The sequence below is a fragment of the Lignipirellula cremea genome, assembly GCF_056501455.1.
The window spans coordinates 6,008,917-6,035,522 of the sequence record NZ_CM151415.1 but is presented as its reverse complement, the minus strand read 5'-3'; the positions used below and the strand labels follow the sequence as shown (position 1 = coordinate 6,035,522).

General features: G+C 65.1%; 22 protein-coding genes. 6 read left to right on the top strand and 16 right to left on the bottom strand.

Annotated features, from left to right (window positions below):
• Positions 1–424: 424 nt before the first annotated feature.
• Positions 425–1,720, bottom strand: a complete 1,296-nt coding sequence (locus SH602x_RS23735; protein WP_479477137.1) for a pentapeptide repeat-containing protein — start codon at positions 1,718–1,720, stop codon at positions 425–427.
• Between the two features lie 2,515 nt (positions 1,721–4,235).
• Between SH602x_RS23735 and SH602x_RS23730 the strand changes: the two genes are divergently transcribed.
• The 3 genes from SH602x_RS23730 to SH602x_RS23720 all read left to right on the top strand — a co-directional run bounded on the left by SH602x_RS23730 (position 4,236) and on the right by SH602x_RS23720 (position 5,958).
• Complete coding sequence (locus SH602x_RS23730; protein WP_479474627.1) at positions 4,236–4,655, top strand: Dabb family protein; 420 nt, start codon at positions 4,236–4,238, stop codon at positions 4,653–4,655.
• Positions 4,656–4,840: 185 nt separating this feature from the next.
• The gene (locus tag SH602x_RS23725) at positions 4,841–5,026 is read left to right on the top strand and encodes a hypothetical protein (protein WP_479474626.1); all 186 of its coding nucleotides are present in this window, start codon (positions 4,841–4,843) and stop codon (positions 5,024–5,026) included.
• Positions 5,027–5,070: 44 nt separating this feature from the next.
• Positions 5,071–5,958 carry a sialate O-acetylesterase gene (locus SH602x_RS23720; RefSeq protein ID WP_479474625.1) on the top strand — a complete coding sequence of 296 codons (888 nt, stop codon included), beginning with the start codon at positions 5,071–5,073 and terminating at the stop codon, positions 5,956–5,958.
• A gap of 138 nt (positions 5,959–6,096) precedes the next feature.
• On the opposite strand, the gene rpsI is transcribed toward SH602x_RS23720, so the two are convergent.
• On the bottom strand, positions 6,097–6,510 hold the full coding sequence (gene rpsI, locus SH602x_RS23715; protein ID WP_479470648.1) for a 30S ribosomal protein S9: 414 nt from the start codon (positions 6,508–6,510) through the stop codon (positions 6,097–6,099).
• A 96-nt stretch (positions 6,511–6,606) separates the two neighbouring features.
• On the bottom strand, positions 6,607–7,086 hold the full coding sequence (gene rplM / locus SH602x_RS23710; RefSeq protein WP_479474624.1) for a 50S ribosomal protein L13: 480 nt from the start codon (positions 7,084–7,086) through the stop codon (positions 6,607–6,609).
• Between the two features lie 323 nt (positions 7,087–7,409).
• Here rplM and SH602x_RS23705 point away from each other — a divergent pair, with 323 nt between their 5' ends.
• Entirely contained in the window at positions 7,410–7,931 is a 522-nt protein-coding gene (locus SH602x_RS23705; RefSeq protein WP_479470650.1) for a hypothetical protein, read from the top strand.
• Between the two features lie 23 nt (positions 7,932–7,954).
• On the opposite strand, the gene SH602x_RS23700 is transcribed toward SH602x_RS23705, so the two are convergent.
• From SH602x_RS23700 to ligA, 13 genes are all read right to left on the bottom strand, one after another.
• Positions 7,955–8,710: a class I SAM-dependent methyltransferase gene (locus tag SH602x_RS23700; protein WP_479474623.1), complete on the bottom strand. Its 756-nt coding sequence runs from the start codon at positions 8,708–8,710 to the stop codon at positions 7,955–7,957.
• 168 nt (positions 8,711–8,878) lie between these two features.
• Entirely contained in the window at positions 8,879–10,000 is a 1,122-nt protein-coding gene (locus SH602x_RS23695; RefSeq protein WP_479474622.1) for a recombinase family protein, read from the bottom strand.
• 251 nt (positions 10,001–10,251) lie between these two features.
• A complete protein-coding gene (locus SH602x_RS23690) occupies positions 10,252–10,659 on the bottom strand; it encodes a very short patch repair endonuclease (protein ID WP_479474621.1) in 408 nt (135 codons plus the stop codon).
• A gap of 142 nt (positions 10,660–10,801) precedes the next feature.
• Complete coding sequence (gene dcm / locus SH602x_RS23685) at positions 10,802–11,968, bottom strand: DNA (cytosine-5-)-methyltransferase (RefSeq protein WP_479474620.1); 1,167 nt, start codon at positions 11,966–11,968, stop codon at positions 10,802–10,804.
• Between the two features lie 69 nt (positions 11,969–12,037).
• Complete coding sequence (locus SH602x_RS23680; protein ID WP_479474619.1) at positions 12,038–12,514, bottom strand: hypothetical protein; 477 nt, start codon at positions 12,512–12,514, stop codon at positions 12,038–12,040.
• Positions 12,515–12,520: 6 nt separating this feature from the next.
• Complete coding sequence (locus tag SH602x_RS23675; RefSeq protein WP_479474618.1) at positions 12,521–13,132, bottom strand: hypothetical protein; 612 nt, start codon at positions 13,130–13,132, stop codon at positions 12,521–12,523.
• A gap of 65 nt (positions 13,133–13,197) precedes the next feature.
• Positions 13,198–14,838 (bottom strand): CTP synthase, encoded by a 1,641-nt coding sequence (gene pyrG / locus SH602x_RS23670; protein WP_479470656.1) that lies wholly within the window; start codon positions 14,836–14,838, stop codon positions 13,198–13,200.
• Positions 14,839–14,921: 83 nt separating this feature from the next.
• Complete coding sequence (gene kdsB / locus SH602x_RS23665) at positions 14,922–15,707, bottom strand: 3-deoxy-manno-octulosonate cytidylyltransferase (protein WP_479474617.1); 786 nt, start codon at positions 15,705–15,707, stop codon at positions 14,922–14,924.
• 230 nt (positions 15,708–15,937) lie between these two features.
• A complete protein-coding gene (locus SH602x_RS23660) occupies positions 15,938–17,101 on the bottom strand; it encodes a DegT/DnrJ/EryC1/StrS family aminotransferase (RefSeq protein WP_479474616.1) in 1,164 nt (387 codons plus the stop codon).
• A 569-nt stretch (positions 17,102–17,670) separates the two neighbouring features.
• Positions 17,671–19,692 carry a SulP family inorganic anion transporter gene (locus tag SH602x_RS23655; RefSeq protein WP_479474615.1) on the bottom strand — a complete coding sequence of 674 codons (2,022 nt, stop codon included), beginning with the start codon at positions 19,690–19,692 and terminating at the stop codon, positions 17,671–17,673.
• A 119-nt stretch (positions 19,693–19,811) separates the two neighbouring features.
• Positions 19,812–20,477: a carbonic anhydrase gene (locus tag SH602x_RS23650; protein WP_479470660.1), complete on the bottom strand. Its 666-nt coding sequence runs from the start codon at positions 20,475–20,477 to the stop codon at positions 19,812–19,814.
• A gap of 269 nt (positions 20,478–20,746) precedes the next feature.
• A complete protein-coding gene (locus SH602x_RS23645) occupies positions 20,747–21,076 on the bottom strand; it encodes a hypothetical protein (protein WP_479474614.1) in 330 nt (109 codons plus the stop codon).
• Positions 21,077–21,462: 386 nt separating this feature from the next.
• A complete protein-coding gene (gene ligA / locus SH602x_RS23640; protein ID WP_479474613.1) occupies positions 21,463–23,532 on the bottom strand; it encodes an NAD-dependent DNA ligase LigA in 2,070 nt (689 codons plus the stop codon).
• A 147-nt stretch (positions 23,533–23,679) separates the two neighbouring features.
• Here ligA and SH602x_RS23635 point away from each other — a divergent pair, with 147 nt between their 5' ends.
• Positions 23,680–25,077 (top strand): sulfatase, encoded by a 1,398-nt coding sequence (locus SH602x_RS23635; RefSeq protein WP_479474612.1) that lies wholly within the window; start codon positions 23,680–23,682, stop codon positions 25,075–25,077.
• A gap of 39 nt (positions 25,078–25,116) precedes the next feature.
• A complete protein-coding gene (locus SH602x_RS23630) occupies positions 25,117–26,556 on the top strand; it encodes a hypothetical protein (RefSeq protein WP_479474611.1) in 1,440 nt (479 codons plus the stop codon).
• The last annotated feature ends 50 nt before the right edge of the window (positions 26,557–26,606 follow it).

Below are 26,606 nucleotides of genomic sequence, written 5' to 3'. Positions count from 1 at the left end.
CATCCGTCGCTCTACCGGTTCCTCGCCCGCTGGAAGGCGCGGAACTGTTCGAGGTACTCGATCGGAGGCTGGTTCACGGCGCCGTCGATCTGGTCGCCGGAGGCCGAGTCGTCGCGGGCAGTCCCCGAGCGCTGGGCGGTCGTGCGGGAACGAAGTCCCAGAGAACGCACGGCGTCCTCGAACTCTCCCGACGGCGTCGCTTCGCCCGGTTCGGGAAGCGAATCGGCGGCCTCCTTCATCGCCTTCCACTTGGCGAAGAACGATTCCATCTCCGCGTCGCTCCAGCCGAGTTCCTTGAGCAACGCCGGATCGCGGCGGCGCTCTTCGTCTTCGAGGTATCGCAGGACCAGATCGGTCGCCTGCTTGGAGTATTCGAGATTCGCCTTCTCGCCCGGAGGGAGCGGAAGTTCGGTCGTCGCCGGGTTCACGCCCCCTTCGCCGGTCGTCGCGGCGTCGTTTCCTTCGCCCATCGAGCCCGCGGCGCTGGAGCCTCCGGTCGAGCCCCCGCCGCCCGAGTCGCTCTTCGAGCCGCTTTGACCCGGCTTGCCGCCCGAGGCTCCGCCGGCGTCCCCCTTCGATCCGGCCGCGGCGCCTTCGCCTTGGGGCGATTCCTTCGGGGCGCCGCCTGCTTCGCCGGACGTTTCGCCGCCCGCCTGGCCTTCGCCGGCGCCTCCTTCGCCCTGCTCGCCGCCGCCGGCAGGCATGCCTCGCTCGCCCTGTTCGTTCGGCGCAGCGGCCTGTTCGCCCTGCTGTTCCGGTCCGTTCTGATTCTGTTCGGCGCCGCCTTGATCCGGCGCCTGCTCTTGAGAGGGGCCGGCGCCCGAAGGGTTTGCTTCCTGCGACTGCGCACCCGCGCCGGTCTGCTGGCCGGAGGAACCGGAGCCCGACGGACTCTGCGCGCCCGGCTGCTTGCCGCCCTGCGAACCCGGTTGGCCTTCGCCCTGGGCGCCAGGTTGAGCGCCCTCGGCGCCTGGCTGATCGTCCGCCTGTGCGCCCTGCTCAGCGCCGGGCTGACCCTGTTGAGGTTGGCCCTGTTGAGGTTGACCCTGCTGCGGCTGACCCTGCTGCGGCTGACCCTGCTGCGGCTGACCCTGCTGCGGCTGACCCTGCTGCGGCTGACCCTGCTGCGGCTGACCCTGTTGCGGCTGCCCCTGTTGCGGCTGCCCCTGTTGAGGTTGGCCCTGTTGAGGTTGACCCTGCTGCGGCTGACCCTGCTGCGGCTGACCCTGCTGCGGCTGACCCTGCTGCGGCTGACCCTGTTGCGGCTGACCCTGTTGCGGCTGACCCTGTTGCGGCTGACCCTGTTGCGGCTGACCCTGTTGCGGCTGCCCCTGCTGAGGTTGGCCCTGCTGAGGTTGGCCCTGTTGCGGCTGCTCCTGCTGAGGTTGACCCTGCTGAGGTTGACCCTGCTGAGGTTGACCCTGCTGAGGTTGACCCTGCTGAGGTTGGCCCTGCTGCGGTTGGTTCTGAAGCTTCTCGAGGATCTTTTCGAACGCTTCGCCGTCGTGCAACGGATCCTGCGGACCCCCTTGGCCGTTCGGCTCGCCCTGGCTGGGCTCTCCCTGCGGTTGGCCTTCGGAGTTCTGCGAAGGCTGACCGTTCGCTCCCTGCGAGTTAGCGCCCTCGCCGCGGGGCATGCCGCCGCCGTCGTTCGGCTTCCCGCCGTTCGACGCGGATTGACCCTGTGCGTTCTGGCCCTGGGCGCCTTCGCCTTGCGCATCCTGGCCTGCGGGACTTTGCGAAGGATCGCCTGACGGTTCCCCCTGGCCGTTCGCGTTCTGCGGGTTGCCGCCGGCGGGCGAGCCGCTGCCGGTCGCCCCTTCGCCGTTTGCTTCGCCTTCGCCGTTGGGTTCGCCCTGGGAGGGCTCGGCGTTCGGATCGCGTTCGCCGGGAGGCATCTGCGACGGGTCGGTCGGCATCGCGCCCGCCCCCTGCGCGGCGCCGGCGCCGTCCGAAGGCATGCCGCCCTGGCCGTTCGAGTTCTGGCTTTCGCCCGACGGACCCCCGCCGCCGGAAGCGCCGTCCGAGGTGCCTTCGCCCTCGGAGGACTCGCCTTCTTCGCCTCCGCCGGAAGAGTTGCCCGTGCTGCGGCTCTGCTCGCCGGCGCCGTCGCTCTGGCCTTCGCCTTCGTCGCTGGAGGCGTTGGTTCCGGTCGTTCCGGAAGAACCCTTATCGCCCTGTCCGCCTGACGAACCCCCTCCGCCGCCGGCGCCGGACTGTCCTTCCTGCGATTCGCCTCCGCCTTCGCCCGCGGCGCCTTCGTCACCGTTCGGATCGCCGTTGCCGGCAGCAGGCGCCTTCTCCGCGTGCGGGTCTTCGCCCGGCGCCGGAGGCAGGATCGTGACTTCAATGAACGTCGATCGTGTGCGCTGGTAGCCGGGCGATCCGTCGACGGTCGTTCGGCTGTCCCACGCGTCGACCGCGATGCGCGCCCGATCGCCCTGCTTGAAGCCGAACAGGTCGGGCGTGAAGCGGACGCGGAACGTGCGCGGCGCGGGGCTCGTCTGCGGCTCATCGAGCGACGGCACGCGGAAGAGTTCGCTCTCCCCTCGCAGGCCGAACCATTCGACCCGCTGCAGGCCGAAGTCGGGATCGAGCGCCTGGAACTGCAACTCGACCGAGCGATTCAGCGGCGTCTCGATTTTGTCGGACAGCGGCGCCCGCCAGGTCACCTCGGGCGGCAGATCGCGGAAGGCCTCGATCGGAATGGCGAGCGGATCGTTGACGAGGCCCGTCTCGCCCGTCATGCGCGGCACGACGGCGGCATATTCGCTCTTCGACGCGTCGGCGGTCATGGCGATCGCGAACGAGGCCGACGCGGTACGCTCCGTCGCGGTGGCGGTCACGGTGCGGGCGACCGTGGGGGCGGCGCTGCCCGCGAAGTCGGGCCACGCGCGATAGAGGTCCAGTCGCGCGGCGCCGATCTGCACGTTCGACGAGAGCGAGAGCGTCGCCCGGGTTCCTTCGAGCGCGCGAAGCGTCGAGGGCTGGCGTTCGATGCGCGCGGGCAGACGGGTGTAAGCCGGGTACTCGTACCGCACCTCGTCCGCGACGAGCGTGGGTTGCGGAGCGACCTTGATCGCGAAGGTGGCCGAACCGGCGTCGCCCGCCTGAACGCGATACGTCAGCGAACGCCGCAGTCCGTCGGTTCCGACCTCCGGCAACGTCGCCTTCCACGTATCGGGAGTTTCGGCCTTCTCCATCGGGACGCGGACGTCGACGAACTGGCCGTCGTCGGTGGAATAGACGACGGCGATGGCGTCCTTCGCGGATAGGCGAACGATCTCCGCTTCGATCGTGACCGTAGAGCCCAGCGGAACCTCGACGTCGCCCGGTCGCACGGCCAGGATCTCCACCCGCGCGGGAGGGACGACCTCCGACCAGGGCGCGGCGAGGCGCGTCGCGCCGGCGAGCATGCGATCGGGCGCGAGCGCGGTCGCCACGGCGCCGATCGCGACCAGACCGACCAGGATGCAGGCCATGAAGAACGCGGGGCGAGGCGAGACGACGACCTCCACCGGCGCCCGCGTGATGTCCTGTTCGGCCTGAGCCCGCAGGTAACGGAGCGCCTCGGGGGGAACGTTGGCTTTCTCTCGCTCCAGGCTCAGCAGGTTGAGCAGGCTGTTCTTGTACTGCGGCCGATCGCCTTCGATCAGTCGCGCGGCGTACTCCGGATGGATCCGGCGGAACGCTACCGGCGCGACGCGGAACAGGCTGTACCAGATCGCCCATCCCAGCAGCGAACAGAGCGAGAGCCACCTCATCCAGTCGGGGAGCGACGTTTCGAACTGCCGCGGCAGCAGCCAGGCGTCGACGTAGATCACCAGCGACGCCGCGAGGCCGAACACGATCAGGCCGAACAGGATGGCCTGCGACGTCTCGACCAGTTTGACCTGACCGCGAACGTTGTCGACGGCGGTGCGCACCCGCGGCGCATCGGCGCCGGGAGCCGGATCGGCGACTCGCCCGGGGGCGGCAGGATATCCGGTGGCCATACAGGTCTCTGAAGAGAAAGCGTGCCCGCTGGTCGTTTCCGCAGCGCGGGCGACCCGATCGGCCCCCCTGCGAGGCGAAAGATTCTACGCGCGGCGTCGAAGCGGGGTGCGACGTCCGTTTATTATAGACCGCTCGATCGGGCGGCCTCCTACGCAGAAATCCTGTCAGAGACGAGATTTCCGCCGGTCGCCCGCATAGCCCGACGCTCCGTTTTCGACCCTCTCGACAGGAATCGCCGCATGTCCAGATTTCGACGCATTTCGACGCTCGCCGTCGTCGCTTTCGCCCTCTTCGCTGGAATTTCGATGACCCAGGCCGCCGAACCCGAATCGGGTAAGGAAGCGGGGAAGACGCTCCGCCACGTGGTGCTGTTCAAATTTAAGGAGTCCGTCACGGAAGAACAGATCCAGGAAGTGGTCGCCGCGTTCGCGGGCATGAAAGAGAAAATCGACGCGATCAAGGACTTCGAGTGGGGAACCGACGTCGGCGTGGAGAACAAGTCCGAAGGCTTCACCCACGGCTTCGTGGTCACCTTCGACTCGACCGAAGGGCGCGACGCGTACCTCCCGCACCCAGCCCATAAGGACTTCGGCAAGCTCGTCGCCGGCAAGCTGGAGAAGGTTCTGGTGTTCGACTTCTGGGCGAAGGAAACGCCGTAAGCAGGCGCATTCGAGTCGATCGCATGATTCGCGATGAAGACTTTGCGATACAGGTTCTCTCCGACTAAGCCGGATTGCGGATCGAGGCGACGCACCGGCCGACCGGAGAAGTGAGGAAGTCGATCGTCTCGACTGGTTCCGTCCGCGAGCGTCGCGATCGACTCGTCGGGGATTGGAAACGCGAGTTGTACGATCCGTCGGAGTACCGGATCGAATACCTCCGGACCGCGACCGGAGAGACGGTTTGCGTCGTACATTCGCCGTCAGGTAAGCGTCGCGACGCCCAGCGACGCGGCGGCGTGAATGAACGCGAGACGCACATTCGTCTGATCGACGAGATCGTGACCGAACTCGCCCGCGAACGACGTTAGATCGATGGGGCGACCTCGCCCTGTCACTGCTCGGGAGCTTAGCAATGTCTGTCAGAACCCTGATCGCTATCTCGCTGTTAATGACGACCGCCGTCACGTTCGCGTCCGCCGAAGAGGTCGACGTATACCTCCTCAGCGGACAGTCGAACATGCAGGGATCGGGGCGGATCGCCGAGATCCCTGCGGATGTTCCACGCGAGATCCCGCACTCGTTCTTCTGGAACGGGAAGGAGTTCGAGCCGCTCGTCGTCGGAAAGACGAAGGTCTCGGGGAAGCCGGAGACGTTCGGGCCGGAGGTCGGCTTCGCGCTCGACCTGGCGACGGCGGAGCGCCCGATCTATCTCGTGAAGTACTACGCCAGCGGGATGCCGCTCTACTTCGGATGGAACGGAAGCGAATGGGCGGGCGACATGCCCGGCCCGGGGAGGCGGAATTTCTATCCGGGAGTTTCGCCCGACGATCCCAACCAGGGGACGCTCTATCGTCAGATGCTCTCCGGCTACCGTGCGGCGCTGGCGAGTCTCGAACGGTCGGGCAAGACGCCCGTCGTTCGCGGGTTCGTCTGGATGCAGGGAGAGATGGACAGCAAGCACGAGCTTTCCGCCGGGACGTACGCCGAGCAGCTCGGTCTGCTTCGGCAGCGTCTGGGCGAGGATCTGAAGACGCCCGGGACGATCCCGCTCGTCTTCGGTCAGGTTCTGCCGTATGAACCGGCGCTCCCGCGGTATACGCATCGCGAGCTGCTGCGGACGAAGATGGCGGCAGCCGATTCCCGATCCGGAGCGCCCGAGTCTCTATCGCGGACGCGGATGGTCTCGACGGACGGGTTCGGACTGCTGGCCGACACGGTGCATTACGACGCCGCGGGACAGCTTCGGCTGGGCAAAGCGTTCGCGGCGGCGATCAGGGAACTTGCTGCGGAGAAACCGTAGGCAGGCTATCTCAGGCGCTGCCTGCGAAGGCTGCCGCGGCCTGGAATAGTCGGGACGAGACGCTCGCACGAAAAAAGCCCGCCGGAGATCCGACGGGCTTTTCTTGTTTCGTTTTCGCGACGGACGCAAGTTCGAAGACTAACGCTTCGAGAACTGCGTACCGCGACGGGCGCCGCGGAGGCCGTACTTCTTGCGTTCGACCATGCGCGAGTCGCGGGTGAGATAGCCGCCGTCGCGAAGGGCTTCGAACAGTTCGGCGTCGAGGCTCACCAGGGCGCGGGCCATGCCCATCCGGCAGGCGCCGGCCTGGCCGGTCGTGCCGCCGCCGACGACGCTGACGATCACGTCCAGGTCGTTCCGCTTGCCAACCGCGTCCAGCACCTGGGTCACGGCCATGCGGTCCTGCACCGACGGGAAATACTCTTCGAAGTCCCGCTTGTTGATCGTGATGGCGCCGCTGCCCTTGCGAACGCGAACGCGGGCGACGGAGGTCTTGCGGCGCCCGGTGCCCAGGGCATCGCCGTTATTCGGATCACGCTTCGCAGTGAACATGGTCGACAGCTATCTGATCGTGTGCGGAAGTTGAATTCGAGAAGCGGCAGCAGGCTTAAAGCGTATCGGTTATCCGATCAGGCGCTGACGACGCCGTCAGGCGCTGACGTTGGCCTTCCGGACGCCCATGTCGCGGGGCTGCGGCTGCTGGGCCTGATGCGGGTGTTCGGAGCCGGAGTAGAGCTTCAGCTTGTCCAGCATCTTCACGCCGAGCTTGCTCTTGGGCAGCATGCGGCGAACGGCGTCGTACAGAATCAGTTCGGGACGACGCTCGAACCGCTTGCCCGCCTTTTCCACCTTCTGGCCGGGATAGCCGGTGTACCAGCGATACTCCTTCTGTTCCCACTTCTTGCCGGTGAAGACGATCTTGTCGACGTTCAGCACGACGACGCAATCGCCGCAATCGACGTTCGGCGTGTAGAGGGGCTTGTCCTTCCCCATCAGCACGACGGCGATGTCGCGGGCCAGGCGACCGACGATCTTGTCTTCGGCGTCCACGACCCACCAGTTCGGCTGAATCGCGTTGGGCTCGCCCGCCTTGGGCTTGCTCTTCACCATGAAGGTCTTCGTGTACACCGTCGTCGCTCCTGACGTCCGCGATTTTATCGCGGCTCTCGCGTGTTCGTCTGTTTTCGCAAGCTTCGGAAAATTCCGGACTTGCGTCGTTTCGTACGCACCCGAAGCCGGGGGCGGAAGATTCGGAAAAACGAGCAGTTTACAGGTCGAGCGCCGATCGGGCAAGCCGCACGAAGGCAAAAGGCGCTACTGTTTCTCGGAGCCCCCGCGAGGAACGCCGCCGAAGGGATCTTCGCCCGGTCGCCGCCGATCGCTTGCATTCGGGATCGAGCCAGTCGACCCTTCAATATCTCGGCGTTCCGGTATCTTACCGGCTGGAAGCGATGCAAGCTCCTGACTTAGCGGAAACCGATCCCGGCGTCGCCTCGGAACTCGCCTATGTCCCGACGACGGCGGAGAGCCGGGCGGCGCTGCTGTATGCGGCGGCGTCGATCGGCATGGCGCTGCTCACGGCGGGGCCCGCCATCTACGAGATTTACGTCACGTCGCAGTCAGGCCGCGGAGTCGAAGCGTCGCCCTGGGCCTGGCTGCTGCTGGGACTCGCGGGCATCGAATTGGCCTATGCGGCCTACCTGGCTCTGACGCCCGATTTCAGCGCGCTCTGGGCGGCGGCCTGTTTCTACGTCGGCGTCGCCGCGCTGGCCGCGGCGTTCCTGGGCTTCTTTCTCTGGGCGCCCCTCACCCATCCGGGTCTGGCGACGCTGGAACTGGCCGAGCACGATCTGCAGATGAAGGCCCGGCTGTGGTGCCTCGCGCTGATCGTCGCCTACGGCGGCATGGCCTACCTGCTTGGGCGTACCTCCGTCGAGTGGCGTCGGCGGCTAAAGCTCGATCCCGCGAACTGACGTTCGTCGCGTAGTGAGGGCAGTCAGTCTTGTCTGCGTCGCGCATACCAGGCATGGATCAGCGCGGTCTGCAGGAACTGAACCGGCGCGTCGAAGCCGGCTGACGCGATAAGGTCGCGCACCCGATCGGGCGAAGCGATCGCGACGTCCCGGCGATAAGTCGCCCGCATGGTTTCGATCTGCTCGGCAGAGATGCCCGTCGTTCGCATCAACTCCATCCAGACTTCGAGAAGACTGGCGTACTCGGGCGAATCGACGTCCGAGGCCAGGTCGGCGCTCGCGAGCATTCCGCCCGGTCGAAGTCGATCGGCGATCTCGCGAAAGAAAGCTCTGCGTGCGTCGGGATCCAGGATGAAATGCGAAACGAGCAGCGACGTCGCCGCGTCGAACGGTTCGGACGCGGTCAGCGAGTCCAGATACCCTTCATGAAACTGGCACCGCGACGCGAAGCCGCTCGCTTCGGCCCGACCTCGGCAGACCTCGAGCATCGGCCCGGAAGGCTCCACCGCCGTGAAGCTCCAGCCGGGAAACTTCTCCGCCAGATACGCCAGTTCCAGACCCGTGCCGGCGCCGACGCACAATATCCTCGCGTCGGCGGGCAGATCGGCGAGTACGGCTCCCAGAATCAGATGGAGCGCGTCGCGCATCGGCGCCAGCTTCTCGAACCGCTTGTCGTACTCCGCCGCACGCTGCTGATCGAAAACGACGGCGGACTCCTGACGCTGCATCGTGAAACCCTGTTGCTCGACCCGCGGAGAATGGTGACGAAAGTGTGCCATGGCTGGCTTGTCCAGCCCTGCGTTAGACGTTCTCCAAATCAGCACGGCTGGACAAGCCAGGGCAGGTTCCACCTACTGTAAGCTACGGAGGGCGTTCGCCCATATTGAGCAGGATAAAAATGAAGGTGGACACCCAGGATTCGATAGTCGGCGATGATTGATCGGCGGTCACTGTTCAGCCTTGAAAGCGAAGCCACAGTAAACGGATCGATTGTTCGGTCGCCGAATACTCCCCTTCATCTTCCGCCAGGTGGAGACGACGGTCTGTGCTGAGGCGATAGCCAGTCCGTTCGATTGGCAGTAGGCCGAATATGCCTTCATCAGTTGGGGACGTGAGAGAGAGGCATTCTTTTGCCTGCTTAACTTCTCACGCATGAACGCCTCGAAGCTATTGGGCGTTCCATCGTTAGGCAGCGCTTCGCCAAGCAGTTCTCCCTTCGCCCCTGTTAACGAGCGATGGAGAGTTCGATAGCTGAATCGTTTTCCAGTTCTCTGGCAGCAGTTTCGGCCCTCTGCTTTTAGTTTCGCGAAGATGGCTCGGATGCTGCATCCTTGTTGTCTGTGAAGCCTAGAAGCCTCTGCCAGCGTCTCAGGATCGATCTGGCGGCGAGTAATCAGGGCGCCCTTCAAAGATTGGCTCTTGGAAGCGTAGGATTGAATGATATTCAGGACATCAGTCACCAGATCGTCGTCGATGGCATTGGGCATCGTATAAACGATCTGGCAGTTATGGGCACGAAACACAGATTCAAAAAGAGAACTGCCAAAACGAGCCAGGCGAGTCTTGTCCTGAACGATGCAGTAGTCGAGTTTGTGGGCGAGTACGGCATCCAGTAAGCGCCGTAAATGTTCGCTTTGCAGGTTGAGTCCCGAAACGGCTTTGCCGTGAAATTCGGTGATTCGCAGGCGCTTGCCGCGAAAGCGTTCGTCGGTCTGTAGGAAGTCGAGTAGGCGCTGCCGTTGATGCTCGAAAGAGGAGTCAGAGGCGCCGTCGCCCGTCTTATGCAGTTGGCGGTTCGTACTCACTCGGACCACTAGCGCGATTCGCAGTTCTTCGCCCCCATCTTCTTTTCCTGCACCATCCCCTTCGGTCTGTTGCGGATCGATTCCGAGCCAGTTCCAAACGCTCGATTCGAGGATTCGACGATCGCCTCTGCCAGGTAGACGGACGCAAGCCAGGGCGCCGCTGTTAGTCGCGTCCCGAACGGTACTCGGCGCCAGGTTCCAGCGGCGGCAAACGTCGCCAAGTCGCAAGTACGTACCTTCGGCCTTAGAATTGAGCGAAGCCATTCCCTACCTCATCCGTAGGATTGGTCAGGCTGAGCGTCTCGATTAGCCGTCGAACGCTCAGCCGCTTTTCGTCCCTCAGTTGGGGACGTTCGCCCTTATCCTTTCAGGTCGGTAAAGCCGCAGCGTGCGACATAGCTGGTCAGAACGACCTACCGAAACCTGCTTTCGCCTGCTGAATCCTGCGGATTAGCGGCTCAGCCATGGCACACGATGGAGTTGTACTGAGGGATGCCTTCACGGGAACAAGCCTATCATGCGAGGAACTTCTGCAGCCGCGCGAGCAGCTTCTCCGGGTCCTTCGTCTGGCATTCCCAGACGACCAGGACCGACCAGCCGAGCTTCTTCAGTTCGCGCTGCACGCGCCGGTCGCGGATCTTGTTCCGCTCGAACTTCGGCAGCCAGTAGTCCAGCCGGGACGCCGGCGTCGAGCGACCGCGAGGACAGGCATGCCGATGCCAGAAGCAGCCATGCACGAAGATCGCCTTCTTCTTGCCCGGGAACACGAGATCGGGCGAGCCGGGCAGATCCTTGCGATGCAGGCGAAACCGATGCCCCAGCGCGAATGCCGCCTTCCGAACGATCAACTCAGGCGACGTGTGCCGCGTCGGCACCGCCTGCATGATCTTGCTGCGAACTTCGGCGGAGACGGTGTCGGTCATCGACTGCGGCAGTTTCGTAGGTCAGGCATTGCATGACGACGCGCGGAAGCGACTCGGCACGAAGATGCCGCTTCGTCGGAAGCATTCTTCGTAAACAGTCCTTCCCGGAGTAGCCGTCAGGCGATGCCTGACCTACAGGCGCTCACGCCTTCGCGAACAGGCCGGGCGATGCGATGCCGGGTCGTTCGCCGCGGTCGATGTCCCGCATCCGCAGAGCCAGCGTCATCTGCGCGGCGATGGCCGCGATGCAGGGGACGGCGACGGAGTTGCCGGTCTGGGCCCGGATCGCGGCATGATCGACGGCGATTTCGAAGCTCTCGGGAAAGCCCTGCAGGCGGAGCAGTTCCCGGCTGGTCGGTCGCCGGCGGCCGTTGACCAGCAGGTAGTTGTACGACGCGTTATGTCGAAGGGCGCAAGAGTAGGGGTGCATGCCGATGTGCCCCCCCTTGTTCTCATGCCAGATCGTGGGGAACTCCGGCTCGCGGCCCTGCTCGGCCAGTCGGGCGAGGCGCTTCTTCTGAATGAACTCCGACGCGATCAACTTCGGATCGACGACTTCCTCCGGCTCCAGGACTTCGTCGAGCGGCTTCCGCCAGGCGTAGGGCTCGGGCCAACGGAACGGCACGTCGTCCTGAAAGCCGACGATGAACGTTCGCTGCCGCGTTTGAGCCACGCCGTAGTCGAGGGCGTTCAGCACGTTGACGTGGATGCGGTAGCCCAGGGCTTCCAGCGCCGCGACCACCGTCGCGCAGGTCCGTCCGCCGTCGTGGGTGCGGAACTGCTTGACGTTCTCCAGCAGGATGGCCGTCGGTCGGCGGAGCTTGAGGATCCGCTCGATCTCGAAGAAGAGCGTTCCCCGGGTGTCGGCGAATCCGCCCCGCGAGCCGATGATGCTGAAGGGCTGGCAGGGGAAGCCGGCGAGCAGGACGTCATGCTCCGGCACGTCCTCTTCATGGACCCTGGTGATGTCGCCGTGCGGCTTCTCGCCATGGTTGGCCTCGTACGTCACCTGGGCGAGCGGATCCCACTCGCTGCTGAAGACGCACGACCCGCCCGCCGCCTCGAATGCCACCCGCATCCCCCCGATGCCGGCGAAGAGATCGATGAAACGAAAGGGCTTCCAGAGGGGCGACACCGTCGCGCTCGCCTCGCCTGAGCGGCGCAGCAAAACTTCGTCGCTGCCTTCGAGATCCCACTTCGCCTGGAATTCGGCTCGCGAGTCCGCCGCTTCGAACGAGAGCGAATCGAACGACTTGCCGACCTTCGCGAGCGACGCGAACTCGATCCGGCGGAAAGCGTCTCGCGTCATCGTGCGTCCTGTCGTTCGCGTCGCGGGGCAGACGCCCTTAGTGTAGGCGCTTTCGGGCGAGAGCGCGACCTAGCTGGATGCGGTAGCGCGAAGGCGAGCGATCAGCGCTTCCCACTCTGCGGCGACGCGCCGGCGAGTCTCTTCGTCACGCCCGAACCGTCGCAGATTTCCCATGACGTATTCGGCGAGCGCAAGAACCGAAGGCGTTAGCGGACGAAGTACGTCGATCTTCTTCTGCTCGAACTGAAAGCGGATGCCGTAGCCGATGATTCCTGCGTGAGCATCGTCTTCGGGCTCTTCGCATTCGGGAACCTCGCGCAGGTACTCGTCGAGGACGGGATAGTAGTACGCGAAGGCCGGGGCGCCCATCCACATGAAGTTATCCTGGTAACACAGCGGATACTCCGCGAACTTCGCCTTCGCTTGTTCCAGCGTCAGTCCGCCGAACTTCCTCCACGCCGCCTGCTCGTCGAGGCAGCCGTAGACGACGAAGTCGGACTTGCCCGGCAAGCGACCGGTCGGTTTCGCGTCTGACGGATCGGCCATATCGCTTCAGTTCGTGCGCAACTTCAGCAGTTTGCGGAGGGCCTGAACCATGAAGTATCGGCGTCGGTCGGTCAGCATCGATCCGAACTTGGTGCGATCCTGGCCGATAAGAGCGATCGCGAGGCCGTGGCTGCCAGAGTACCGGTATCCGATGTTCTCCTCTTCGACTTTCCGAATCGATTTCCAGTCGAACCGGCGGGTCCAGCCAATGGGTCCGATGCCGATGAACACGGCCCCTTCCCCTCGCTCTCCGGAAACCGAAAGCCTGCCGACCGTCGTCATCAGGGCCAGGAGAGTTAAAACGAGCGCCGCGAAGCAGAACATGGAGGCGCCGGCAGTCTGGCCCCAGTCGTAATTCCCGGAGACCAAGTAGACGTACAGATTGGGGAGTCCGACGCCGCACCATAGGAGCGCGAAGGGAACGAGAATGAAGCCTACCGGCGATCGCGTCGTGGACGTCAGGCGCCAGCCGATTTCCGTCCGCTCGAACGACACGCCGGGCGGCGGCTGGCCGAGGTCGAACTCCTCGACGGCTACTTTCTGATCCGCGACAAGCTCGGAAAGAGCGTACGCCTCGTCGCATTCGGGACAGACCGCCACGTCCTTCGCGACGTTCATTTCGCTGGCCGCGAAAGGACGGTCGCACTCGGGACAGAGGATCTCCATCGAAGAGAGCTCCCGAACTAACCCTTCTCCTCCAGCGCCGCTTCCCGCTGCTTCTTCCCTGATCGTCGCTCCAGCGCGGCGGCGATGAAGTCGAAGAAGAGGGGGTGGGGGGCGGTGGGCTTGCTCTTGAACTCGGGGTGGAACTGGACCGCGAGGAACCAGGGGTGGTCCTCCAGTTCCAGGATCTCGATCAGCCGACCGGTGGCGTGGACGCCGGAGAATCGCATGCCGTGGGCTTCGAACTGCTGCCGGTAGGCGTTGTTGAACTCGTACCGGTGGCGATGACGCTCCTTGATCGTCTCGGACTTGTAGGCCTCGCGGGCGTGGGTCCCTTCTTCCAGGCGACACTCCTGGGCGCCGAGGCGCATGGTGCCCCCCATCTGAATCACGTTCTGCTGATCGTCCATCAGGCAGATCACCGGATGGGCCGTGTTCTTGTCGAACTCCGTCGAGTTGGCTTCGTCGAGCTGGACCACGTTCCGCGCGAACTCGATCGCCGCGCACTGCATCCCCAGGCAGATGCCGAAGAACGGGAGCTTCTTCTCCCGGGCGAAGCGGATCGCCTGAATCTTGCCCTCGATGCCGCGCTCGCCGAATCCGCCCGGGACGAGCAGCCCGTCGTACCCGGCGAGCATCCGCTCGGGGCCTTCTGTCTCCAGATCCTCGGCGTCGATGCGTCCGATGCGTAGCTGCACCTGGTGGTGCATCGCCGCGTGGTCGAGCGATTCGTAAATCGACTTGTAGGCGTCCTTGTGCCGGGCGTACTTGCCGACGACGGCGACGGAGAGCTCAGCCTTCGGGTTCCGCAGGCGATGGAGCAGGTCGTGCCAGTCGTCGAGCGCCAGTTCGCGTTTGGGAAAGCGGAACTTGTCGCAGACTATTCCGTCGAGCTGGTTGTCGTGCAGGCTGAGCGGCACTTCGTAGATGGAGAAGTCCTTGTCCCGTTCCTCGATGACGGCCTCGTACGGCACGTTGCAGAAGAGGGAGATCTTCTCCTTGTCCGACCGGCTGATCTCCCGCTCGGTGCGGATGATCAACACGTCCGGCTGGATACCGATCGCGCGGAGTTCGTTGACCGAGCGCTGCGTCGGCTTGGTCTTCAGTTCGCCCGCCGCCTTGAGATAGGGCGCCAGCGTCAGGTGGATGTAGAGGCAGTTCTCCTTGCCCACGAGCAGCGAGAACTGGCGGATGGCTTCCAGGAAGGGCTGGCTTTCGATGTCGCCCGCGGTGCCGCCGATCTCGGTGATGACGACGTCGACGTCGGGCCCGTGCAGCTTATGGATGCAGCGCTTGATCTCGTCGGTGATGTGCGGAATCACCTGCACGGTCTGGCCGAGAAATTCTCCCCGGCGCTCCTTCTCGATGACCGAGAGATAGATCTGGCCCGTAGTGTAGTTCGAATCGCGGGTGAGGGGCGAATCGGTGAAGCGTTCGTAGTGCCCCAGGTCGAGGTCGGTCTCGCTGCCGTCGTCGAGGACGTAGACCTCTCCATGCTGGTAGGGGCTCATCGTCCCGGGATCGACGTTGATGTAGGGATCGAGCTTCTGCATCCGCACGCGCAGGCCGCGGCGTTCGAGGAGCATGCCGATCGAGGCGCTGGTGAGCCCCTTGCCGAGGGAACTCACGACGCCGCCGGTGACGAAAATCTGCTTGGTCATGAAATCGAACGAATGCTTCTCGCCGGAATGCGGCGATCGGTTCGGAAGGGATGCGGTCGGAAGCGAGCGTAGGGGAGGGAGAGTTAATTGACCGCGGTTCGCTGACGCAGAACGAACGCCTGGTAGTCGGCGGCCGTGTCGATGCCGGGGGTCGCTTTCGGCGTGACGCCGACGACGATCTTGCGTCCATGCCAGAGCGCGCGGAGCTGCTCCAGCTTTTCCAGGCGCTCGATCGGGGCAGGGGGGAGCGTCGCGAACTCGAGCAGAAAATCCCGACGGTACGCGTACAGACCTAAGTGATGCAGGAAGGGCGGATCGGCCCCCAGCATCGCCGAAGAATCGAGAATCTCGGGGGACCAGTCGCGCATTCGCGGGATCCAACTGCGACTGAAATAGAGCGCTTCGCCCGCGGAGTTGCAAACCGCCTTGACCACTGCCGGGTCGTGCAGCAGGGCCTCCTCCCGAATGGGGGCGGCGATCGTCGCGATGGCCGCGTCGGGCGACGCCAGCAGGCGCTCCACGACCTGATCGATCGTCTGCGGATCGAGTTCCGGCTCGTCCCCCTGGACGTTCACGAAGACGTCGGCGTCGGGGCGATTCGCGGCGACTTCGGCCAGGCGGTCGGTCCCGCTCTGGCAGTCGGGGCTGGTCATCACGAACGGGGCGCCGAAGCGGCGGCACTCGTCGGCCAGCAGGGGGTGATCGACGGCGACGATCGTTTCGATCGGTCGCGTCGCCCGGCAGGCGTTCTCCCATGTGTGCTGGAGCAGGCTCTTGCCCGTCTCGCGGAGGAGCAGCTTCCTCGCGAGTCGGGACGATTCGAGCCGGGCGGGGATGACCGTCAGAACCTTCGCGTCCGCCTGCGGCATGCTCTCGCGCCTCTCGTCCGACCGGCCGAAGCCGGGCCAGGAATCGAAAGGGCCATTCTACCGCAGGGCGCTTCGATCCCGTAAGGGACAGAGCGCCGCAGGCGCAATGTCTGGGGCGAGCGGTGGGCGTGAGCCCTCCGTGTTTCCGAAATTTTGAAAGGCGACGAGCGTTTTCGTGCAAGTGAAAACCACGGAGGGCTTACACCCTCCGCTCGCCATTCACGATACACCTACGCCGCCAGTCGCTGCCGGCCGCGATAGAACGAGGCGAGGCCTTCGGCGACGGAGCGTTGCTCGTCGGGGCGAAGCTCGGGGAAGATGGGCAGGGAGAGCACTTCCTTCGCCGCACGTTCGGTGTGGGGGAGGGAGCCGGGCTTGTAGCCGAGGCTCTTGAAGCATTCCTGCTGATGCAGCGGGATCGGGTAGTAGATCTCCGATCCGATCTGCCGGTCGGCCAGGTGCTTTCGCACGACGTCCCGCTGGCCGAAGGGGATGCGGAGCGTGTACTGGTTCCAGGCGTGCCGGGACGCGTCAGCTTCCGTCGGAAGGGTCACGTCTTCGGCCAGGCCGCTGGTGGTGAGCAGCTTGTCGTACAGCGCGGCGTTGCGACGGCGCGCGGCGGTCCACGTGTCGAGCCAGCGGAGCTTCACGCCCAGGATCGCGGCCTGGATCGTGTCGAGCCGGCTGTTGATCCCGACGACCGAGTGGTGGTAGCGGGGGTTCATGCCGTGGTTGGCGTAGAGTCGCAGCCGCTCGGCGGTGATGTCGTCCTGGCAGGTCATCAGGCCGCCGTCGCCCATGCCGCCGAGGTTCTTGGTCGGATAGAAGCTGAACGCGCCGACCCAGCCCATGGACCCGGCGCCGCGACCGTCATGCTCGGCGCCGATCGCCTGGGCGGCGTCCTCGATGATCGAGATGCCGCGACGATTCGCGATCTCCGACAGGGCGGTCATGTCCGCGCACTGGCCGAACAGGTGGACCGGAATGATCGCTCGCGTGCGGGCGGTGATCGCGTCCTGCACGCAGTTCGGATCAACGTTGTAGGTCTTCGGATCGATGTCGACGAAGACCGGCGTCGCGCCCATGCGCCAGATGGCGCTCGCGGTCGCGAAGAAGGTGAAGCTGGGGCAGATGACTTCGTCGCCCGGTCCCAGGCCGAGAGCCATCAGCGGAATGAGCAGGGCGTCCGAACCCGAAGCGCAGGCGATCGCATGCTTGGCGCCGGACAGGGTCGCGACGCGCTCTTCCAGGTCGCGAACTTCCGGACCGTGCAGGAAGCGCCCTGACTTCACGACGGCGCGGATCGCCGCGTCGATCTCGCCTTCCAGCAACTGATTTCCGCGGGAAACGTCCAGGAGCGGCACGGCGCCGCGATCGGTAGAGGGACGCGGCACGGCGCCGCGATCGGCAGAGGCGGGGGGAACGGGCGTTCGAACAGCGACGCTATCGCTTGCGGGGTCGCGCATGATCTGTCGCCTCCTTGCGACGGACGGCGTTCGCGTCGCTTTCGACGCGCAAGGCCGCAGATGATCGATCGGCGGCAGAGGATCGCCCTGCCGCACCTTCAGGCCGCTCCGGTCCCTGGAGCAGCCCTCGGGACGAGAGGCTATCCGGCAGCGGGCGAAGACGTCAAGGCGAAAGAAGAGTTGGGAGTCGCCTGGAGCGTCAATCGCGGATCGCGACCGGGACCGCAAGATCTTTGAACCGCTGCGGGCATCGTCGCGCCCGGGTGGCGCTGGTTGACTCAACCAGCGTCCGCGCAGCGGATCGGAGGCCTGATTCGCACGTCGGATTCCTCGCAGCCGGGTTCGTCCAAGTCCTTGCTTGAAGGAGGGCGGCGATTTCGTGCTGAGTTCGCGATAAGGCCTCCCACGGGCTGCGCCCGCGCCGGTTGAGACAACCGGCGCCACCCGGAAATGGTCGACTTCTTCCATTTCCCGTGACAGACGCAGCGAAGCACGCGTCAGTTCTTCGCGACCTCGGCGAGGGGGGCGGGGTCTTCGGACGTTTCGCTTCCGGAGTCGCCGCTGCGCCCGTTTCTGCCGTTCTTGCCCTTCTTCTTGTTGCGGAAGGCGTCGTGCAGCGATTCCCAGTCGATCACCATCTTGCCGCCCGTCTTCTCGTGCGAAGCGCTCCAGTTCTTGAGCAGGTCCAGGCAGGCATGGTCGATGTGGTCGAGCTCGTCCAGGTCGACCAGCAGCGTCGTGCCGGGCGGAACCTTCTCCAGCTTGTCGGCCAGGATCGGAAGCCGGAGGAAGGTCGCCGTCCCGGCCAGATGCAGGATCGTCAGGTTCTCCGCCTCGCGGACTTCGACGCGGACGCTCAGTCGGGAGGCGACGTACAGCAGCCGAAGGGCCGAGAGCACGATGCCGGTGACGACGCCGATGAGCAGATCCTCGACGACGATCGTGATCATCGTCACGAAGTAGACGACGACCTCCCACCAGCCGTGCTTGTAGAGTTCCTTGATCGCCTTGACGTTGACCAGCTTGTAGCCGGTGTAGACCAGGATCGCCGCGAGCGCGGCGATCGGGATCAGTCGCAGCATGAAGGCCAGGAAGCTGACCAGGATCAGCAGCCAGACGCCGTGCAGGATCGCGGAGAGCCGGCTCTTCGCGCCGGCCTGCACGTTGGTGGCGCTGCGGACGATGACGCCCGTCATGGGCAACGCGCCCAGGAATCCGCAGACCATGTTGCCGACGCCTTGCGCGGCGAGTTCCCGGTCGTAATCGGTCTTCACCTCGCTCTGCATACGATCGACGGCGCTGGCGCACAGCAGGGTTTCCGCGCTGGCGACGATCGCCAGGACGAGCCCCAACTGGATCGCGTCGATCCAGGGGAGCGATCCGAGGGTGTTGAGCGTCGGGACGTGAATCTCGCTCCACAGGTTGTTCGGAACTTCCACGTACAGCACGGGCAGAGCGAACGTCGCGGCCAGCGCCGTCGCCACGACGACCGCGATCAGCGCCCCGGGCAGGATCTTGATCTTCTTCGGCGCCGCGAGCTGCCACAGGACGATCAGGCCGATCGCGAGGAGGCCGATCTTCGCCGCCCAGGCGTGGTCCTTGAGCGTATCGAGGTTCGTGCGCAGCGCCGCGTCGGCGTTTCGCTGCGTCTCCAGAAGCGTGCGTGCCGCGTTGCCGCTCTCGGGCGATTCGAGCGCCGCGAGCGCCTCGGTCGACGCCTTCGCGGAGTCGGCGAGCGACTGCTGAAAGCTGCCGCTCTTGTCCAGTCCGGGCTGTTCGGCGACGAGCGCGGAGGTCTCGCTCTGCAGTTCGTTCAATCGATCGGCCATCGCTCGCTGCTGGTCCGCTAGACCGTCGAGCGGGCCGATCGCTCCGGAATAGACGTCGACCTCCTCTTCGACGAATTCGCGGATCTGCACCTGGCGCTCGTGCAGGGCGCCGAACTCCTTGAGCAGGGCGATCTTGGCCTGCCGCACCTCCGCGCTTTCCAGCGTCGGCAGGGGGAGCCCCTTCCAGATCGCTTCCGGAATGGTCGCGATATTCCGGATCGCGTTCTCTTTCGGCTTGTCGTCCACCATGACGTGGAACTGACTCGCCACGATCAGCACGCCGATGCCGGCCAGCATCCCCTGAATGACCGCGGGCGAGACGGCGCGAAACCACTGACCGAGCTTCAGCAGACCGGCGATCAATTGAAAGATCCCGCCCAGCAGAACGGCGATGCCCAGCATCTCCAGCCCGTGCTCGCGCACCAGTTCGTACACGATGACGGTGAGTCCCGCGGCGGGACCGCTGACCTGCAGCGGAGCCCCGGCGAGGAACCCGACGACGATGCCGCCCACGATTCCCGTGATCAGACCGGCGGAGACCGGCACGCCGCAGGCGATCGCGATCCCCATGCAGAGGGGCAGAGCGACCAGAAAGACGACGATCGACGCCAGGAAATCCTGGCCCGGCGTGGCGAAGGTCTTGCGAACGTATTCGCCGAAGCCGCCGGCGGCGAAACGAGGGGAGTTCATGAACGTAACCTGGGAGGCGGAACGGGTCGGTCGGCGGCGTTACGCGACGCCGGATTCGCACGGAGAAGCCGAATGACGCGGCGACGCTCCGCGGAGAGCGCCTCCGCGGGGGGGAGCCGTCAGATGGCCTTCGCCAGCGGGACGCCGCCCACGGCAGCATGCATCTCGCCGTTGAGCGCGGCGAACTGCTCCTGTTCCGGGTCGAACGCGAAGACCTTCCCCGTTTCCAGCTTGTAGACCCAGGCGTGGACCTTCAGCCCCTTCCGCGCGAGCGCGGCGGCGACGCTGGGGTGGGTCTTCAGATTCTCGATCTGCACCAGCACGTTCTCTTCGATCGTGAGCGTCAGCCGGGCCGCAGGGTCTTCGATGTGCTGGTAGTTCTCGTCCACGATCCGCTTCGTCGAGTCCGCGTAGGCGAGCCAACTCGACACCGCGGGAAGACTCGCCGTCGACGCCGGATTGAGCAGTCCGGCCATGGCGCCGCAGCACGAATGACCGCAGACGATGATCTCCTGCACGCCGAGGACGCTGATCGCGTACTCGATCGTGGCGGCTTCGCCTCCCCCCGGCGCTCCGTAGGGCGGAATGATGTTGCCGGCGTTCCGGAGAATGAACAGTTCGCCCGGTTCGGTCTGCGTCAGCAGGTTCGGGTTGATCCGCGAATCGGAGCAGGTGATGAACAGGGCGAGCGGCTTCTGACCTTCGACCAGCTTCTCGAAGAAGGAGCGACGATGGTCGAAGATGTCCTTCTGGAACTGATGAATGCCTTGGACGAGCTTTTGCATGAGAGATTCGCCTGTCTGCGATGGTTCGACGAGGCGTCGCCGCTCCTCAGGTTCCCGGCGCCGTGCGGCCGGGGGAGGGGAGCAGAAACTTTCGTCGTCGTGAGGAATCGCGAACGCAGGATCTGCGTTCGGTGATCGCTGTCGCTGTCAGTCGCCGGGCGGCGAGGTCTCGATCGATGAGGGCGATCGAAGGCTGCCGCGCGACGCGGGGCGTCCGTTTCCGACGCGACTCCCGAAAGGGGAACGCGGTCCGAAACGAGGGCGCAGCCTCAGAGCAGCAGCGGGGCCAGCAGGCCGTTGCTCCAGCGATGTCCCGAGATGAGCGCGATGCGTCCCGTGGGAGTCGACGCCGACGTGCAGCGGGGCACGCTTCGCTTCGGCAGATTGACGAACCGGCGGACGAAGCGCTGCTGCCGCCTGGATTCGGTCGCTTCCCGACCGGTCGTCGAGTGCTCTTCCTCTTCCGACGGAAGGGGAAGGCTTCCCGTGGGAAGCGCGAGCGACGCGGCGAGCGTAACCGTAGCCCGCGTCGCGCCTGAAAAGAAACAGGCCGCGGCGAAGCAGAGGATCAGAGATATCCGCAGAGTTGCGCGGTTCATCGATCCGACGTGCGTGCGTCGCGTAGGGAAGGGCCGGTCAAAGTCGTTTTCGCTGAGTCGGTGTCGTCGCGGTCGGAGCGTTCGCTCGACCACGGGGCGCCTCCACGACTATCGTCGTCGGGGCTTAAGGAATCTTAAGGAAACTATACGTTCGCGCCAAACGCTTTTGCACGCCCTTATGTCTGGAAATCGGCGAAGAGCGGGATTTCCCGTGCCTTAACGCGGCCGGGCAGAGGCGTTTTCGAACGCCACCTTGCGGCTTGGGATCGCGTCGTCAGTTTCGGCGAACCGATGGTCTGGGTGGCCCGGATTGCTCGTCAATCCGGGCCACCCGGGCTCATGCGCGTAAAACCGCGAGATGCACTCACGGCGCTTTCCTCGATCTCTCAGCCCGTCGACTCCTGAAGCAACGTATCGAATTCCGCTTCCGTGAGGATCGGAATGCCGAGCTCTTTCGCCTTGTCGAGCTTGCTCCCGGCGGCTTCCCCGGCGACGACGTAGTCCGTCTTCTTCGAGACGCTGCCCGCAGCTTTGCCGCCGTGCGCTTCGATCAGTTCCTTGATCTCGTCCCGTTTGTATTTGAGGAGCGTCCCGGTCACGACCAGCGTCTTTCCCGCGAGCGCCTGGCTGGTCGCGACCGCCGGTTCGTCCGATTCCAGCTTCACCCCCAGCGAGGCCAGATCGTCGATCACCCCCTTGCCCCGATCGGACGCCAGGAACTGCGCCACGCTCTCCGCGATCACCTCTCCGACGTCATGGATCGCCGAAAGCTCCTCGGCAGTCGCCGCCCGCAGGCGATCGATCGTGCCGTAGCGCCGGGCGAGAATCTTGGCGACCGACGTTCCGACGTGCCGGATGGCGAGCCCGTCGAGCAGCCGGGCGAGTCCTCGACCTTTGCTCGCCTCGATCCCGGCCAGCAGAGCCTCCGCCTTCTTCTCCTTGACCAGGTCGAGCGTCAGCAGCTCCTCCTTCGTCAGGCGATAGAGGTCGCCGTAGGTCTTCGTCAGGCCCCGCTCGACGAGTTGCGCTACGACCTTGTCGCCCAGCCCCTCGATATCCATGGCGTTGCGACCGGCGAAGTAGCGGAGACGCTCCTGCAACTGCGCCGGGCATTCCGGATTGATGCAGCGAAGATAGACGCCCCCCTCGTCCTTGGCCAGTTCGCCGCCGCAGGCGGGACACTCCGTCGGCAGCGGAAATTCGGGCAGTTCCTCCGATCGGAGATGCTTTTCGACGCGGAGCACGTGCGGGATGACCTTGCCCGCTTTTTCGACGACGACGACGTCGCCGACGCGGACGTCCTTCCGCGCGATCTCTTCGAAGTTGTGCAGGCTGGCCCGGCTGACCGTCGTGCCGGCGATGTCGACCGGTTCCAGTTCGGCAACGGGCGTCAGCGTCCCCGACTTGCCGACCTGGATGCGGATCTCGCGGACGGACGTCGTCTTCTCGTACTTCTCCCACTTGTAGGCGACGACCCAGCGGGGACTCTTCGACGTGCGGCCCAGCCGTTCCCGCTGATCGAAGTCGGAGACCTTCACCACCAGCCCGTCGACTTCGAAGTCGAGCGAGTGGAGGCTTTCGACGACCGTCTCGCAGTAGGCGAGCGCCTCGGCGGAGGTCGCGAAGTTCTGCACATGCGGAGCGACCGGGGCGCCCCACTTCGCCGCCTGGGCGAGGAACTCCGTATGCGTCTTCGCGGTCAGCCCTTCGGCATAGCCGACGCCGTGGCAGAAGAACCGCAGCCGGCGCTCCCGGCAGAGCTTCGGATCGAGCAGACGGATCGTCCCCGCCGCGACGTTGCGGGTGTTCTTGTAGGGAGGGCGCGGCTTGAACTCTTTGCCCGCCCGTTCGGCCTCTTCCTGCCGGCGGCGGTTCTCCTCGGCCAGTTCCTCGTTCAGCAGGACCAGGTCCGACTCGATCATGTAGATCTCGCCGCGGAGTTCCACGACCGGGGGGACGGACTTGCCGGCCAGCTTCTTCGGCGCCCCCATCACGGTGCGGACGTTGTGCGTGATATCGTCGCCGACGATGCCGTTGCCGCGCGTGACGCCGCGGACGAGCTGGCCCTCTTCGTAGAGGATCGAGACCGCGACGCCGTCGATTTTCAGTTCGACGACCCACTCGATCGGCTCCCCTTCGAGCGCTTTCTCCGTTCGCGCAAAGAACTCCTGCAGCTCTTCCAGGTTGTAGGTGTTGTCGATCGACAGCATCGGCACGCGATGCGTCACCGGCGTCAGGCGGTCGACCGGCGCTTCGCCGACCCGCTGCGTCGGGCTGTCGTCAGGAACGGGCTCGCCGAGTTCGGTTTCCAGATCGCCCAGCCGCTTCAGCAGCCGGTCGTACTCCAGGTCGGAGATCTCCGGCGCGGCGTGCTCGTAATAGAGCTCGTTATGCCGGTTCAGTTCCTCCCGGAGGCGATCGATCTCCAGGCGGATGGCGTCAGCGTCGGTCGTCATGAAATGCGTCGCGATTTCGGAGTAGGTTGCGGCTATTCGACCCTCTCCGGTCGAGCGTCGCAATTCCGTTGGCAAGCCGTGCGATCTCGCGTAGTAAGATGCCCTTGCCGTTCCGTGCAACTGTCGCTCGCTTCTCTGTGGTCGACCATGATGCTTCGCCGCTCGCTTCTCATCGTCATCCCGCTGGTCGCCATCTTCCTCGCCGGCGCCGTCTCTGCCGCAGAGGCGAAACGACCCAACGTGCTGTTCATCGCGATCGACGACCTGAACCACTGGGTCGGCCATCTGAAGCGAAACGAGCAGGCGAAGACGCCGCATATCGATCGCCTGGCCGCGCGGGGCGTCAGCTTCGCGCATGCTTATTGCGCGGCGCCGGCCTGTAATCCGTCGCGAGCGGCGCTCCTGTCGGGGATGCGGCCCTCGGCGACGGGCGTCTACCACAATCCCGACGACTGGACGACCTCCATCGCCGAAGGAATCACGCTGCCCGCCTGGTTCAAGAGCCACGGCTACCACGTCGCCGGCGCGGGGAAGATCTACCACGGCAGCCTCGGTCGCAAGTCCGACTGGTCCGAGTTCTACGACGCGCCCGGCGGCGATCCGAAACCGAAAGCGTCCGGGCGCATGGCGGGCAAGCTTCCCATCGCCGCGCTCGACGCCGACGACGAAGACATGAGCGACTGGAAGAACGTCGACTGGACCATCGAGCAGCTCGGCAAGGAACGCGACGAGCCCTTCTTCCTGGCCTGCGGTCTGCGGAAGCCGCATCTCCCCTGGAACGTGCCGCAGGCTTACTTCGACCTGCATCCGCTGGACCAGGTCGAGCTTCCGCCGACGATCCCGAACGATCTGGACGACGTGCCGCCCGCCGGTCGCAAGATGGCGAGGCCGGAAGGCGATCATGCGGCCATGCTCAAGACCGACATGTGGCACGAGGCGGTGCAGGCCTATCTCGCCGCGTGTTCCTATACGGACAGGAACGTCGGGCGCCTGCTCGACGCGCTCGACGCCAGCGGCCATGCCGACGACACGATCGTCTGCCTGTGGGGCGATCATGGCTGGCATCTGGGCGAGAAGGAACACTGGCGCAAGTTCGCCCTCTGGGAAGAGGCGACGCGAGCGCCGCTCGTATTCATCGTGCCCGACAAGACGCCGAAAGGTCGTCTGTGCGAACGACCGGTCGACTTCCTCGCGATCTATCCGACGCTGTGCGAGTTGTGCGATCTGCCGCTGCCGGATCATCTGGAAGGGGAGAGCCTGGCGCCGCTGCTCGCCGATCCGAACGCCGATCGCCCGACGCCGGCGCTCACCACCCACGGGCCCGGGAATCACGCCGTCCGGAGCGAACGCTTCCGCTACATCCGCTACGCCGACGGCAGCGAGGAACTGTACGATTCCGTCGCCGATCCGCTCGAACATACGAACGTCGCCGGCGATCCTGCCTCCGCGGAAGTTAAGAAGGAACTCGCACGGTTCCTGCCCACGACGGAGCGCGAGTCCGTTCCGAAATGGGCGAAGGGCGGTCCGGAGAAGGGGGGAGACTGACGACGGTCCCCAGATTCATCCCTCACTCAGATCGACTTGATGGCCCCTGCTCCTTTGCCTCCCTACGGCTCTCAATATCCCGGCCCCGGCTATCCGCAGGCACGACCCGCTGCGGCGAAGAAGAGCCGCCGCGGATGGTGGATCGGTTCGTCGATCGGATGTGCCGTCATCGCGCTCTGCGCAGGCGTGCCCGCGCTCTGCGGCGGCGGGCGCTACGCCATGCTCGCTCGGACGGACGCAGTTCAAGTGAACGAGACGCTGCGCGCGACTCGCGAAGCGGGCAGTCCCGTCACCGTGGAAGAGATGGAGAGTTTCTGTCCGACGTCGCCCGCGATCGCCGACGCCACGGATCATTGGCTGAAAGCGATAGCCGTCGTGAACGTTCCGGCCTTCGCACCCGCCGCCCAAGGTCTTCCGTTCGTCGACAAGAGCCCCATGTTCGACGAACTCGGGCGTCTGCCGCGGGCCGATCTCCCGCGCGTGAACGCTCTGCTGCAGACCTACCGCGGCGCCGTCGACGAGGCGCATGCCGCGCGTCGGGCCGGCGCGGTCGCCCGTTATCCGACCGATTATTCGCTCGGACTCGAAATGCTGATCCCGGAGGTGCAGATGACCAGCCGGGTGTTCAACCTGCTCCATCTCGATTTCGAGGCGAAGCTGCTTGCCGGCGACACGGCTGGCTGCGTCGAAGACCTGCACACGATGGTCGCCGTCGCGGAGAGTTTGCGGAATGAACCGTTGTTCGTTTCGCAGCAGGTGCGGAGCGCCTACTTCCAGGTCGCCGTCGAAACGCTCGAAAAGTTTCTCGACAAGTCGACGCCGAACGAGGAGCAGTTGGCGCCTTTGCAAAAGGTTTTCCAGGAGGCTTCGTTCTTCGCCCCGGGCTTTCGGGGGTCCAGCCGCGGAGAGCAGTTCCTGGCGCTGCACGCGATGGCGGGCGACCTGACTCGTTTCGAGAATGCGGAGATTCAGCGCTGGTTGCCGGCACGCGGTCCGAACTTCGAGAAGACCACCGAACTGTGGCAGATCATGTTCGATGCCGACGACGCCGATTGGCCGGAGCGGCTGGAGGCCAGCCGACGCTTGCACGCCGAAGCGACGGCGCTGGCGTCCGGCGGCGGATCGTCCCGCACCTACGCGCTGACGCTTGCGACGATGCCCGACGTAGAAGCGGCAGTTCTCGCGGCGACCCGGGCCGAGGCGTGGGGTCGTCTGGCGGTATGCGGGATCGCCTGCGAACGCTATCGGTTGCGGCACGGCGACTATCCCAATCCGCCCCAGCGGCTGGCGCCGGACTACCTCCCCGGCACGCCCGTCGATCCGTTCGACGGTCGTCCGATGTCGATCGTTTTTCAGCGACACGGGGTCAAGCTCTACTCCGTCGGCACGAATCAGACCGACGACGGCGGGCTCGATGACCTGAAAAATGGCGACCTGGTCTTCGAACTGGACGATCCGAGCGACAAGGATGCGTTCTGACGAAGTCGTCGAGGGGCAGCGGATCGGTTTAGAATCGAAGGCGTCCTGCG